Genomic DNA, 14145 nt, shown 5'->3' on the forward strand with positions numbered 1-14145 from the left:
AAACGTTTGACGCCCCCGTTCCCCGGGAAGCGCTATTCAACGCCTCCCTTTCCATTTCCGGATACATGAAGCGGCCAAGCCAGTTCAGTGCGGATATGCCAATATCGCTTTCCAGGCAAACCGGCGATGAGGTTGCGGGAGACAGGGTCCAAACGCCCCTTCACACTGAGACTCTCCATCAAAAACTTGCCCTGCGCCGGCGGCGCAAGCTATCCTAATAAAAATGGGAATTATAGCTTCGCTGCAACTGTACCGAGACAGCCGTGTTTGAGACGAGATTCCATCCCGGCTTTGATTCAAATTGATCGGGATGGAAATTACCAGGCTCGCATAGTCTGCCATCATCCTATCGCACAAGGACTTTGGCACGATAGTTGCTTTTCCACTTTCCATTTCTGTTCACTATCATGGCCTGATTTTACAATGGGAATACCTCTTTTTTCAACCCATGGCATTGATGAGGCCCAGATAACCGACTGCTTGAATATTTAATGAAATGACGATCATGACTTCCGACCGCATACATTCTTACAGGTATTGCCCTTTTCCGCATGCACTAACCATAATCTGTCTCACTATCATCCTCCTGGGAGGCAATTACGCCCTTGCGAAAGAAAACACGTTCGGCAACAAGCAGATTTTAAGCTCCGCGGCGGAAATTGACTATCCTCCTTTTAGCGCAATCGATAAGAATGGGCAGGCAATCGGTTTTTCCGTGGAACTTATGCGTGCAGCGCTTAAGTCCATGGGACGGGAAGTCACTTTTCGAACCGGGCCCTGGCCGCAAGTGAAGGGCTGGCTGGAACAGGGCGAAGTACAGGCTCTCCCCCTGGTTGGACGAACCCCGGAAAGGGAAGCGGCTTTTGATTTTACCTTCCCTTACATGTCCATACATGGAGCCATTGTTGTTCGAAAGGGCGAGGCCGGCATCCGCGATTTGAAAGATTTGAAAGGGCGTGAGGTCGCTGTCATGAAAAGCGACAACGCCGAGGAGTTTTTAAGGCGAGAAGACTGCGGAGCGATCATCCATACTACCGACACTTTTGAACAGGCTTTGTCTGAGCTCTCCCAAGGCAGGCATGATGCAGTCGTTATTCAAAGACTGGTCGCCCTGCGACTCATCCAGGAAGCCCGACTTACCAATTTGAAAATCGTCAATAAGCCTGTCAAAGGTTTTCGCCAGGATTTTTGCTTTGCGGTCAAAGAGGGGGATCGGGACACCCTGGCTCTCCTGAACGAAGGTCTCTCCCTGGTGATGGCGGATGGGACCTATCGTCATCTGCACGCCAAATGGTTTGCCGCTTTGCAGCTGCCCACTAATCGCCGCATAATCATTGGAGGGGATTACGATTACCCACCCTATGAATTTTTAAACGAAAATAACCTCCCGGCAGGCATGAATGTTGATCTCACGCGGGCCATCGCCCGGGAAATGGGATTGAACATTGAAATCCGCCTGGGGCCCTGGTCAAAGGCCGTGGAAGATCTTGAAAATGGCAACATAGATGCCTTGGGAGGCATGTTTTATAGTCCGGAGCGTGATTTGAAATTCGACTTTACGCCGCCCCATACCTTGAATCATTATGTCGCGATAACTCGCAAGGGAGAAGGCCCTCCTCCCTTGAGCATGAAGGAGTTAACGGGCAAAAGCATTGTCGTTCAAAGGGGCGACATGATATACAGCTATGCCGTAAAACATGGGTTCAAGGACCATATCTCGCTCAAAGATACCCAGGAAGATGTTTTGAGAGGCGTCTCCAATGGAATATACGATTGCGCACTGTCCGCCAGAGTGACCACCCTATACCTCATCAATAAAAATAATTGGACGAATCTGGAACTGGGCCGTCAACCAATTCTGACAACAGAATACTGCTATGCCGTCCCCAATGGCCACAAAGCCCTCTTAGCGCAGTTTAGCGAAGGCCTTAAAATCATAGAAGAAACTGGTGAATATCGCCGTATACGCAATAAGTGGCTTGGAGTGTATGAGGAATCCCACACCAATCTCGCCGCTATCATTCGCTATGTCGCCATAGTCGCCATCCCCCTGCTTTTGCTCTTGCTGGCTTTTTTCCTGTGGTCCTGGTCATTACGCAAACAGGTTGCAGCCAGAACCGCCGAACTCCAAAAGAGTGAAGAACAATACAGACTGCTGGCGGACAACACGCTGGATGTAATCTGGACCTTAAATCCAAAGCTTGAATTCACCTATATCAACCCTGCTATTTTAGAACTGACAGGGTACACGGCGGAAAAATGGATAAACACCCCTTTGTCTGATCATTGCGACGCCACAAACTTGGAATATATCAAACAGGTGTTCGCAGAGGAGGCGGCCAAAGGGACGGAAGGACCCGGCGTTATTTTTGAAGCTGAGTGGCTTAAAAAAAACGGCGAACCTGTTCAAGTGGAAATACACGGCAAAGTGCTTCATGACGAGAACGGCCAGGTATCGAAATTTCAGGGAACCGCTCGTGATATTACCATGCGCAAACAGGCGGAAAATGAACTCCGTCAAAGAGAGTCCCAATACAATGCTATTGTGGAAAACTCCGGCGATTATATTATGCGCTATGACAGAAGCCATCGCCATATTTTTGCGAACCGCGAAGCGATAGAGGCGACAGGGCTGACTCCGGAGCAATATCTGGGCAAGACCCACCGCGAAATGGGTTTCCCCAAGCACTTGTGCGAATTATGGGAAAACAGCATCGATGAGGTTTTTTTGACGGGGGAAGTCCGCTGCGTGGATTTTGACGTTGAACTGGAGAACGGCTGGGTCTCCCTGGAAATGCAACTCAACCCTGAATTTAACGAAGAGGGAAGCGTTCAGTCCGTCATTGGAATTTCCCGGGACATAACAAAACGAAAGGCGGCTCAACAAGAAGACCGCTTGAACAAAGGGCGTCTGGAAATTATCCATGTCATTCAAAATCTGACGGATATTTCGGAAAAAAAGATATGTGACATCATTCTGGAAAAAATGGTTGATTTGTTGGATAGTAAAATTGGTTTTTTGGGCTTTATGAGTAAAGACGAAAAAATCATGCACATCCACGCATGGTCTTCTTCCGCCATGGAACAATGCACAATCCAGCACAAACCCATCACTTTTTCCATTGCCGAGTCAGGCGTTTGGGGGGAGCCTGTCCGACATCGAAAAGCGATTATCATTAATGATTATAATAAGCCGCATCCCGCCAAGAAAGGCTGTCCGGCAGGGCATGTAGCCATTTCCCGCTTTTTATCTGTTCCTGTGTTCGACAGCGGTCGTATTGTGATGCTCGCGGCTGTGGCCAATAAGGTGAATCCCTACACTGAAAACGATCTTCGTCAATTTGAGCTGCTGTTAGGCAGCGCATGGGAGCAGATTCAACGCAGACGCATGGAAAAAGAAAGGGAATCCTTGATTGCCCAACTCCAAAGAGCCCAAAAAATGGAATCCATTGGCAACCTGGCAGGGGGTATCGCTCATGATTTTAACAACCTGCTCTCTCCAATCGTCGGCATGTCCGAGCTTCTGTTGGAAGATTTACCGCCAGACAGCCTTGAATATGAAAACGCACAGGAAATATTTACGGCGGGAAAACGGGCAAGCGACCTTGTAAATCAGATTCTTGCCTTCAGCCGTCAATCCGAGCATAAAAAAATCCCGGTTCTGGTCCAAAAAATACTCCGGGAAGTCCTCAAACTAAGTAGATCGACCATCCCGGCGGATATCCAAATCTCTCAGGATATCATGCCCGATTGCGGGCCTGTGATTGCCGACCCCACGCAAATACATCAACTGGTCATGAACTTCATCACCAACGCCTATCACGCCGTAGAGAAAACCGGCGGCGAAATTTTTGTACAACTTAAGGAAACCAGACTAAGCGCGGAAGAAATAGGCAGCAAACCGCTTGGCCCGGGACGTTACGCCGTATTAGTCATTTCGGATAACGGCGAAGGAATCAATCCAGCCATCCTGGATAAGATTTTTGAGCCTTATTTCACCACCAAGGAACAGGGTAAAGGCACTGGCCTTGGACTTGCCGTAGCCTATGGAATTATTAAGGAGCACAAGGGCGACATCAGTGTTGAAAGTGAACTGGGATCCGGAACCGCCTTCACTATCCATTTGCCAATCATGGAAAAAAGCGTATCTGAAGGTCCTGTGCCACTGACAGAAAGCGATCCCAGAGGCCATGAACGAATTTTGCTGGTGGATGATGAAGAAGCTGTCGCCAAACTTGAAAAACAAATGATTGAACGCCTTGGCTATCATGTCACAGCGTGCACCAGCAGCACAGAGGCGTTAAGAGTCTTTGAAGCAAATCCCCATGCTTTTGATTTAGTGCTTTCCGACATGACTATGCCCGGCATGACCGGCGACCTGCTTTCCATAAAAATGAGATCCATAAGGCCCGATATGCCTGTTATCATTTGTACAGGCTTCAGTGAAAAGATCAACGAGGAAAACGCAAAAGCAGCGGGAATCAAAGGGCTGCTCATGAAACCGATCATCAAATCCGAAATGGCTAAATTGATCAGAACCGTGCTGGATGAAGCGAAAACCTCAAACTAACGATACAGTCAGGATGACAATTTTTCCGGCATGGTTCTCTTCCCGCCATAGGCGGACCGCTCTCTCAGCATGGGGAGGCGAAGCAATCTCAGAAAGCTATCTCATGGGCACCGGCTTTAACAACCGGGTAAAGCGGTTGCGATATTCCCGGGGGGAGAGGCCCGTGGTTTTTTTGAACAGCTTACGGAAGGAGTTGGGATCTTCGTACCCCACCTGCTGGGTGATCTCCTCGATGGATTGGGCCGTCTTTTCCAATTGATGCTTGGCCGCCTCAATGCGCACCCTCTGCAGATAAATCAGCGGCGAATCTCCGGTGGCCTGCTTAAAACGCCGCACAAAATGCCGGGGGCTCACGCCCATGTCGCAGGCCAGGGCTTCCACAGAAATCCGCGAGGGAAACTTTTCCTCCAGAAAGCACTGGGCTTCCTTGACCACCTCGTCCGTATGATCTTTCTGAAATTCAAATATGGAATAGGGGGACTGGCTGTTGCGAGGCTCCATCAGCAAGGCCTTGGAGCATACGTCCGCCAATTCCTCGTAGCCGAATTTTTCAATCAGATAGATGCACAAATCCCAGAACGACGTGGTGGCGCCCGAGCAAAGCACGCCTCCGTCTTCGGTCAAAATCCGTTCGGGCCTCAGCTTGACCTTGGGGTATAGACGCTTGAAATAGCGGGAAAACTTGAGATTGGTGGTGGCCACCTTGCCGTCCAGAATGCCGGTCTCGGCCAATAAAAAAGTTCCCGTGCAGGTGGAGCCTATCATCACATGCTTTTCATGATGCTTGCGAAGCCATTCCGTCAGCTCCCGGGGCGCCTTGCCGATAAAGCGGATGGGGGGAAGAAAGCCGGGAACCAGGATGAAATCCGTCTTCTCAATATCGTGGATGGAGGCGTGGGGCGTGACGATCACCCTGCCGTCCGCTTCCACCTGCTTGCCGTCCAGGGAGACGATGTCCCATTGAAACAAGGGCGGCTCGTTCTCCTTGTCCCGGTTAAGCTGCGCGTACCACCGGTTGGATATTCCAAAAGCGTCTATGCACCCGTAAATGGCGGAAGCGGCGCAGTTCTCGTAAGCAAGCAATGTGATGTGCGGCATATTTCTCCTCCTGGCGCCCATGTCTGATTTGGCATGGTTAAAGTCAAAATAGCCTCTTTTGATTTACTCCGTCAAGCTGTAAAAATATACCGTCAAAGAATGGTTCTCAGGGTCGCAGCCTTGAACGATCAGAAAAAAACAAGCCGTCAGGAGGAGAAAATCATGGATCCCTTGTTTCAGCCCATCAAAATCAACCAAATGGAAGTCAAAAACAGAATTTATCTGCCCGCCATGCATCTGAACATGGCCGTGGACTTTTTGGTGACGGACCAGATTGTGGATTTTTACGCGGAACGCGCCAAGGGCGGCGCAGGCATGATCGCCGTGGGCAACGCCACGGTGAACGAGGTCGCCGGAAACAGCATGTACATCGGCGCCCATAAGGACGAGTTCATGCCCGGCCTCACGCGGCTTTCCAAGGCCATACAGGATGGCGGCGCCAGGTCCGTGGTCCAGTTGAACCACGCGGGCAGGTATTCCCATTCCTTCATGATGAACGGCAAAATGCCCGTGGCGCCTTCGGCCATCCCTTCCCGGATGACTCGGGAAACGCCGGAAGCCCTGACGCTTGAAGGCATCAAGCAGACCATCGCGGATTTCGCCGAGTCGGCCGAGCGGGTGAAAAAATGCGGATACGACGCCGTGGAAGTGCTGAGCGGCACCGGATACCTGATCAGCGAATTTCTCTCCCCGGTCACCAATGCTCGCGACGACGAATACGGCGGATCCTTTGAAAACCGCATCCGCTTCGGCGTGGAAATCATGAAGGCCATCCGCGAGAAGGTCGGCCCGGACTATCCGGTCATGGTCCGCCTGGACAACAACGACTTCATGGAAGGCGGCCAGCGCGCCGACGAACTGACCGAATACGCCAGAATCCTGGCTGAGGAATGCGGCGTGGACGCCCTGTGCGTCAAGGGCAACTGGCACGAAGCCCGGGTGCCCCAGATGACCACCAACGTGCCTCGCGGAACTTACGCTTATCTTGCCAAGAACGTCAAAGACGTGGTGGACGTGCCGGTTATCGCCAGCCACCGCATCCATTCCCCGGAAGTGGCCCGGCAAATCATCCGGGACGGCTTCTGCGACATGGTCGCTTTCGGCCGCGCCCTCATCGCCGATCCCTATATGCCGGAAAAAGCCCGCACCGGCCGTGAAAACGAAATCGTCCAATGCATCGCCTGCTGCCAGGGCTGTTTTGACAGCCTGTTCCAACTGCAGCACGTCAAGTGCATGTGCAACCCCAAGGCCGGCTACGAAAGCTCCAAGGCCATTGAAAAAACCGCCTCCCCCAAAAAGGTCATGATCATCGGCGGAGGACCGGCCGGCATGACCGCCGCCCTGGCCGCCAAGGAAAAAGGCCACGACGTGACTCTGTACGAAAAAGGCGGCAAACTGGGCGGGCAGCTTTATCTGGCCGGCGCTCCCCACGGCCGCGAGGAATTCGTGGAACTGGCCAAGGACCTCACCACGCAGCTTAAACTCGCCAAGGTGGACGTCAAGCTGAACACCGCCGTTGACGAAGCCCTGATTGATCAGGAAAAGCCTGACGTAGTGCTTCTGGCCACGGGCGCCGAGCCAGTCGCCCCGCCCATCCCCGGCGTGGATCAGCCCCACGTGGTCCAGGCGTGGGACGTGCTTTTGGACAAAGTCTCTGTGGGCAAGAAAGTGGTCGTCATCGGCGGCGGCGCCGTGGGCGTGGAAACCGCCATGCATCTTTCGGAAATCGGCACGCTGTCCGGCGACGCCATCAAGTTCCTGCTGGTGAATCAGGCTGAAACCCCGGAAGCCCTGTACAAGCTGGCCACCCAGGGAACCGTGGACGTCACCCTGATCGAAATGCTGGATAAAATCGGCGCAGGCATCGGCAAAAGCACCAAGTGGGTCATGCATCAGGACATGGGCAGGCAGCGCATTTCCATAAGCACGGGCACCAAGGCCCTGGAAATCACCCCCACGGAAATCAAAGTGCAGACGGGCGAGGAAGTATACGCCATCCCGGCCGACACCGTGGTTCTGGCAGCGGGCGCCAAGCCGGTTAACGGCCTTGCCGAAACCCTGAAAGCCAAGGGAATCGACTTCCAGGTCATCGGCGACGCCAACGGCATCGCCCTGGCCTTTGACGCCGTCCATAACGGCTTCGACGCAGGACGGAATATTTAGGGCATTACCTCACCAGCCGTAGTTGCGAGGTCTCCTCGCTGTAGTTGGGCGGTCTCCGGCCTGAAGTAGTTGCGCAGCCTCCGCGCCGTAGTTGGCCGGTTTCCGGCCTGTAGTTGCGGGGTTTCCGCGCTGTAGTTGGCCGGTCTCCGGCCCGTAGTTGCGCGGTCCCCGCGCTGTTTAGGAAGCGTAAAATACACATCAAAGACACTGGGTCCCGGCTTGCGGGCGATCCTGAAATACGGATCGCCCTTGCCGGGATGACGGTCTTTTTAGCCCCCCTTATGCTCCAAGAGAGATTGTTTCTTCCCGTTCCCACGGTCCTTCACAGATTCTTCGGACCTCCCCCCCTTGGCGGACAGAAGGGACCATATTTGGAGAGCTTTCCACTTCAAAATCCCTGCGGCGTTCCAATTGTCAATGGTTTCATGTGTTGGGTTTCGCGGAGCTCTACCCAACCTACACCGCGTCAAGCAGAGACATAGGTTGGGTTAAGAAGTCCGGCTATGCGCTTCACCCCGGCTAAAACGGGTGTGGACTTCGAACCCAACATCAACCAGCCTAAGAGGAGGAAATCTCCCCTAAGCAGCCCCTGTATGCATTACCACACGAAGCATGGGGACGAGCTAATTGAAAACGCCAAGATTGAAAAGTTTTTGAAGGGGGTCTGGGGGAAACTTTTTTCAAAAAGTTTCCCCCAGAAAAGAATAAGCAGGGGCTCGAAATCCGAGCCCCTGCTTTTTTATGACTGATTATCCGTAGTGAACGGACGCGCGTTGCTTGCAATCAGGACGCGCCGAGCAAGGGGGATCGGGGCGTCCGGGGCGCCGGGAAAACGGGATCAAGCAATTTCGGGTAAAATGGGGGCAAATCATTTTACTCAAAGAACGCCCTAATCGATCCCGGGAATCGATAGGATCGAGCGGCCCGAGGGAGGGGGGCCGCCCCATCTTATCCGCTGACAACGTGAACTTCCCGGCTGCAACACTATCCGTCTTGCAAGGGGACGGGATAATCAGTCTTCCAGCACTCGCAGGCAATCCTGAGGGAGGCGGAAGGTGCCCTTGCCTACGACGCTCACTTCCACAAGATCATCAGGATCGTTGATGGAAGCGTCGGGGTCCGTTATGATTCCATGGAGGCCGACAAAGCCGTCCATATACTGCTCCCAGCTTTCGTCCTTGGAGCATTGGAATATTTCCACTTTTTGTCCTTGTTTAAGGCTCATGGCGTTTCTCCGTGATTATGGGGGAGATTTTCGGAAACTGAATGGGCGCCGGTTTTCCGGGCGCAATTCACGCACAGATACATGGACGACGCAGGAACGCCGCCCTGGCTGGCGCGATTCTTGACGAATTCCAAATATCTTTCGGTTCCCAGGGGCTCCTTGCACATGGAGCACTGGACCAGGGGCGCCCGGTTCAAGCGGGTTCCGCACAGGCTCAGGACGCGCCAGCCGTCCTCGTCCCGGATTTGCATGGCGCCGTTGGGGCAATTGGTTGCACAGGCGCCGCACAGGATGCATTTTTCCTGGATTTTTCTAAAGTCCGTCTTTACGGGATGGTCAAAGTCAAAATAGCCAAGCTCCAGGGCGTTGACCTTCATTTTATCCCGGCAGACCTCCACGCATTTGCCGCACCGCAGGCACACGTCGCAGCGCAGGCAGCGCCTGGCCTCTTCCTTGGCCGCGGCTTCGTCAAAGCCCAACTCCACCTGTTGAAAGGTGGTGCGGCGGCGATCCAAAAACAGCAAGGGCATTTCCGGCCGTTCCAGGGTCATTTTGGTTTCTGCCGAGGTTTGCAGGTGCGGAAGCATGCTTCTTCTCACCGGCACGGGCGGCGTTTTAGGCTGAGGCAGGTCGGAAAGATACCGGTCTATGCCCTGGGCCGCTCTTTTTCCGCCGCCGATGGCTTCGATGACGGTGGCCGGGCCGGTCACGGCGTCGCCCGCTGCAAAAACTCCGGGCATGGTGGTTTCCATGCTGACGCTGTTGACGCACAGGGTGTTCCTGTGGGTCCAGTCCACGGCCGTGAGATCGGCCAGGCAGGAGTCGTCCACTTTTTGGCCGATGGCGGCGATAATGGCGTCGGCCTCCATGACGAATTCGCTGCCCTCGATGGGCAGGGGCGCCATTCTGTCGGAGCCCGGCTTGGCGACCAATTCCGCCTTAAGGCATTTCAGGCCGGTTGCATGGCCGTTTTCGCCCTTCACCTCGACCGGTATGGTCAGGTAGGCGAAATGGATGCCTTCCTGCTCCGCCTGTTCCACTTCCTCGTGATCCGCGGGCATGGCGTCCTTATCGCGCCGATAGGCGATGGCCACGCTGCGGGCCCCCAGACGCAGGCTGGTGCGCGCGGCGTCGATGGCCACGTTTCCGCCGCCAACCACGACAACGTGCTTCCCCGGGGCGTGTCTTTCTCCCAGAGCCACGTCCTTTAAAAAGGCGATGGCGTCCCGGACTCCTTCAAAGTCATTTTCGCCGGGAATGCTCAGGGAATAGGCCTCGTGCGCGCCCACGGCCACGAAAAAAGCCTCATAGCCCTCTTCCTGCAAGCTGGCGAAGGTCACATCGCGGCCGAACCGGGTGTTGTATTTGATTTCCACGCCCAATTCTTCGATCATGGCCACTTCCCGGTCGATCACCTCCCGGGGCAAACGATACCGTGGAATGCCCACCATGATCATGCCGCCGGCAACGGGCAAATCTTCAAAGACCGTTACCTGATAGCCCATGACCGCCAAATAATAGGCGCAGGACATGCCGCCGGGGCCTGCGCCGATAACGGCGACTTTCCTACCCTTGTCCGGAGCTTTGGGCGGATTGTTGTATGTGAGGGTGGAAAAAGCCCGTTCCGCGGCGAAGGCCTTGAGGGGCTTGATGGCCACGGGTTCGTCCATACGGCCCCTGACGCACATGAACTCGCAGGGGCGGGTGCAAACCAGGCCGCAAACCCAGGGAAAAGGGTTGTCCTTGCGGATGACGGATATAGCCTCGTCGTAACGGCCCATGCCGATCAGCGTCACGTAGGTCGGCACGTCAATGCCCGCCGGGCAGGCCATCTGGCAGGGGGCCGGCGCCAGGCGCACGCATTGGCCCGTGGGGCAGTTTTTGGTTTTTATGTGGCTGGCAAAGGCTTCATGGTGCTCAAGCAGGGCGCTTTTCAAGTGCTGGCCCGTCTCTGAACAGGAGGTATCGCCCTCCCATGCAACCAGTTGTTCGGCCAGGCCTTCCAGGGCTTGCAGATGGTCCTTTCCCGCCCTGGCCCAGGCGATGTCCCGGATCAGTCCTAAAGCCTGCTCTGCAATGGTTCGGCATCTGGGATGGGACAAAACGCCCTTGTCCAGCCGCTCCCTTAATTCTATCAACGCCTCGCTCACCGGGCATGAGCCTGAATTCATAATCTTACTCCCTGAAGTGGATTCTCATCTGTCTTGTTTGCAGCAAACCGGCCCGACATGAAATCAATCGCCCAATTCCGCGGCGGCCAGAGTCTTGGCGTAATGCTGCCTTCTGACGGGTTCGATTTCATTCGCCTCGCCGAAATGCAGGCATCCGGTGATGCACACGGTCACGCAAGCGGGCTGAAGGCCCTGATCGATCCTGTCCATGCAGTAATCGCATTTGACCACCTTGCCCTTGCGTGCGGCCTTGTACCACTGGGGGGCGCCCCAGGGGCAGGCGGAGATGCAGGCTTTGCAGCCCACGCAAAGGGACTCGTCCACATACACGATTCCGTCGGATTCCCTGCGCTGCATGGCGCCGGTGGGGCATGCGGGAATGCACCAGGGCTTCTCGCAATGGTAGCACGGCATAAAAATGTGGGATGACCGGGCAAGATCTCCCGTCATGCGGGGCCCCACTTCCATTACCTGGCAAAGGCGGGGGCCGGGGGGCAGTTCCTTGTTGGCCTTGCAAGCCACTTCACACGCGTGGCAGCCGATGCATTTTTTTGCTTCCTGGAGCAATACATACTTGCTCATACTTTCCTCCCAAAAATATCATGCTGGTGTAACTGTTACAAAGGTGTCGTGAAGCGCAGGGCTTCCACCGATCTTATCCATGCGGCTTTCCTGAAGCGCAGCGTCCGAAGCGCCTTTGGAAAAACTCCGTTGAGACCTTCCGGCCTCGTGCCCAAAGCCATGCACCATAAACACTGCCTCGGGATGGATGCAATCGGTTACAAAGGCTTTGGAGACCGAGGCGCCCCGGCTGGAACGGATAGAGACCCTGCTTTCGTTCTCAATGCCCATTTCCCGGGCTTTGTCCTTATGAATCCAAACCGGATTCTCGCCCATGATTTCGTTCAGGTACACGTTATTTTGCGTGGACACGTGGGTGTGCAGGGCGGTTCTGCCGGTAATGAGCCTGAAGCTGCCCTGGTCCGGACTGGGCATGGATTCGTAAGGCGGAAAAGACGGGAATCCCGCATCCTCCAGCAGGGAGGACACGAACTCAATTTTCCCCGAAGGAGTTTTAATCTTCAGGCCGTCTTTCCTGTCTTGAAAAATAGGGTCCTTGCAATACGCCACAAAACCTTTGGCGTCGAAATCCTCCATGGTGAATCCCGTGGGCTCCAATTGCCATTTCACCAAATCCTCCATGGATTCGTAGGGGAAGTATTTGCCGATGCCCAGGCGCTCTCCCAATTGTTTGAGAATCATGGCGCCTTCCCGGGTGTCGTACTTCGGCTCCACCGCCTTGCGGCGCAGGAACATCTGAGGCTTGGCGCCGTTGGCCTGCTGAATGCAATCGGTCCTTTCCAGGAAGATGGACTCCGGCAGGATGATGTCTGAGTACCAGGCTATGTCGCTGTAGTTAATGTCTATGGTGACGATAAGATCCAGCTTGTCCAGCGCCTTTTTGGTCAGGGCGGTGTCGGGTATGGACATCAAAGGATCGAACCGATAGGCGATCAAGGCTTTAACGGGATAAGGATCTTCGTTCAATATGGCGTGGGGCAGCATCTGCGGAGCCCCATGGTTTTTGTCGGGCAGGGGCAGATCGGGAGTGCCGACCTTGTCAAAGCGGACCGGCTCCATGGGCGGAAAATCCTGCTCCGTCAATTTACGGGCCGCCTTGCCGCCCGCGTCGCCGGGACCCTTCTTAAAGAAAAATCCCCCGGGGGTTTCAATGCTGCCCATGAGGGAGTTCAAAATCATGATGGACCGGCGGAAATAAATTTCGTTTTCATGATGCGCGCCTCGATAGCCAAAATGAAAAACCACCTTGGGCATGTCCTTGCTGACTTCTCTGGCAAGAGCGGCAATGGATCGCGCCGGAATGCCGGTTTCCTTCTCAGCCCACTCCGGGGTGTAGGGTTGGACGAACTCCCGCAGCTCATCCAAGCCGGAAACCCAACGGTCCACAAACTCCTTGTTGTACAATCCCTCTTTTAAAATAACGTGAATCAGGGCGTAGTTAAGGGCCAAATCCGAGCCGGGACGAATCATCCAATAGTGATCGGCCTTAACCGCCGTCTTGGTCACGCGGGGATCTATATAGGTGAGCTTGGCGCCGTTGTCCATGGCCTGCAAAAGGGTGCGGACCTCCTTGACGGAAATGGATTCGAAAATATTCCGGCCGTACAACACCAGGCGCTTGGCGTTTTTGTAGTCAATGCCCAGTTGGGCGTCCGTATATCCAAACAGGCTTCTGCAAGCCGTGTTGACCGAGCCTTTGCACAAAGAGTCGTGGGTGCAATGGTTGGGAGAGCCCAAAGCCTTGGTGAAGGTTTTGGAAACATGGGTCGCCAACTGGGTGCGCTCCGCCAGCACCAGGCTGCGGCCGCCGTATTGGTCGATCACGCTTTGGAGCTTTTCCGCAACATAATCCAGGGCCTCGTCCCAGCTTATGGGCTTCCAATTGCCCGAGCCCCGCTCTCCCACACGAATTAACGGAGTTTGCAGACGCTGGTCGTCATTCAACAACGCGGTTCCCGCGGCGCCCCTGGGGCACAATGCGCCGTCAATCCCGGGCACGTGAGGATTCCCCTGAATAAACTTAACATGCCCGTTTTCCACATTCACTTTTATCGGGCAGCGAACGCTGCACATAAAACATAAGCTGTATACATCTTTTCCCATGACTCTCTCCTAAATCGTCGCTATCCACCAGGACCCAGGACGTAAGGCCCGAGTTCAGCCAAATGCCGGAGAGCAACAGAGCAATAAGCGTACCAAATATTTTGCCCCTCCATAGTGGACGGAACCAGCCTCCAGGCAACCATGCTTATCAATATAGTTCATATAATCAAGCAATTATAATTCAAAGGAAATTGATCATTCCGCGTATAGATTGTTTTTTGGCCTTTAGGCGC

General features: G+C 54.4%; 7 protein-coding genes. 2 read left to right on the plus strand and 5 right to left on the minus strand.

The features are described from left to right. The first annotated feature begins 505 nt into the window (after positions 1-505). Positions 506-4570 carry a transporter substrate-binding domain-containing protein gene (locus G491_RS36070; protein WP_211239129.1) on the plus strand — a complete coding sequence of 1355 codons (4065 nt, stop codon included), beginning with the start codon at positions 506-508 and terminating at the stop codon, positions 4568-4570. A gap of 96 nt (positions 4571-4666) precedes the next feature. Here the strand turns inward: G491_RS36070 and G491_RS29280 are convergent, their stop codons facing one another. Beyond that, a complete protein-coding gene (locus tag G491_RS29280) occupies positions 4667-5668 on the minus strand; it encodes a GlxA family transcriptional regulator (RefSeq protein WP_035217556.1) in 1002 nt (333 codons plus the stop codon). 162 nt (positions 5669-5830) lie between these two features. On the opposite strand from G491_RS29280, the gene G491_RS0103380 reads away from it, so the two are divergent. Then, complete coding sequence (locus G491_RS0103380; RefSeq protein ID WP_084511276.1) at positions 5831-7831, plus strand: oxidoreductase; 2001 nt, start codon at positions 5831-5833, stop codon at positions 7829-7831. Positions 7832-8843: 1012 nt separating this feature from the next. On the opposite strand, the gene G491_RS0103390 is transcribed toward G491_RS0103380, so the two are convergent. From G491_RS0103390 to G491_RS0103405, 4 genes are all read right to left on the minus strand, one after another. Next, positions 8844-9056, minus strand: coding sequence for a hypothetical protein (locus tag G491_RS0103390; RefSeq protein WP_015947288.1), 213 nt, complete (start codon positions 9054-9056; stop codon positions 8844-8846). Next, a complete protein-coding gene (locus G491_RS0103395; RefSeq protein WP_028313573.1) occupies positions 9053-11227 on the minus strand; it encodes an NAD(P)-binding protein in 2175 nt (724 codons plus the stop codon). Before G491_RS0103395 ends, G491_RS0103390 begins: the two co-directional genes overlap by 4 nt. Positions 11228-11290: 63 nt before the next feature. Further along, the gene (locus tag G491_RS0103400) at positions 11291-11809 is read right to left on the minus strand and encodes a 4Fe-4S dicluster domain-containing protein (RefSeq protein WP_015947290.1); all 519 of its coding nucleotides are present in this window, start codon (positions 11807-11809) and stop codon (positions 11291-11293) included. 18 nt (positions 11810-11827) lie between these two features. Further along, positions 11828-13912, minus strand: coding sequence for a molybdopterin-dependent oxidoreductase (locus G491_RS0103405; protein ID WP_028313574.1), 2085 nt, complete (start codon positions 13910-13912; stop codon positions 11828-11830). Positions 13913-14145 lie beyond the last annotated feature (233 nt).

Source organism: Desulfatibacillum aliphaticivorans DSM 15576 (genome assembly GCF_000429905.1).
Classification (GTDB): domain Bacteria; phylum Desulfobacterota; class Desulfobacteria; order Desulfobacterales; family Desulfatibacillaceae; genus Desulfatibacillum; species Desulfatibacillum aliphaticivorans.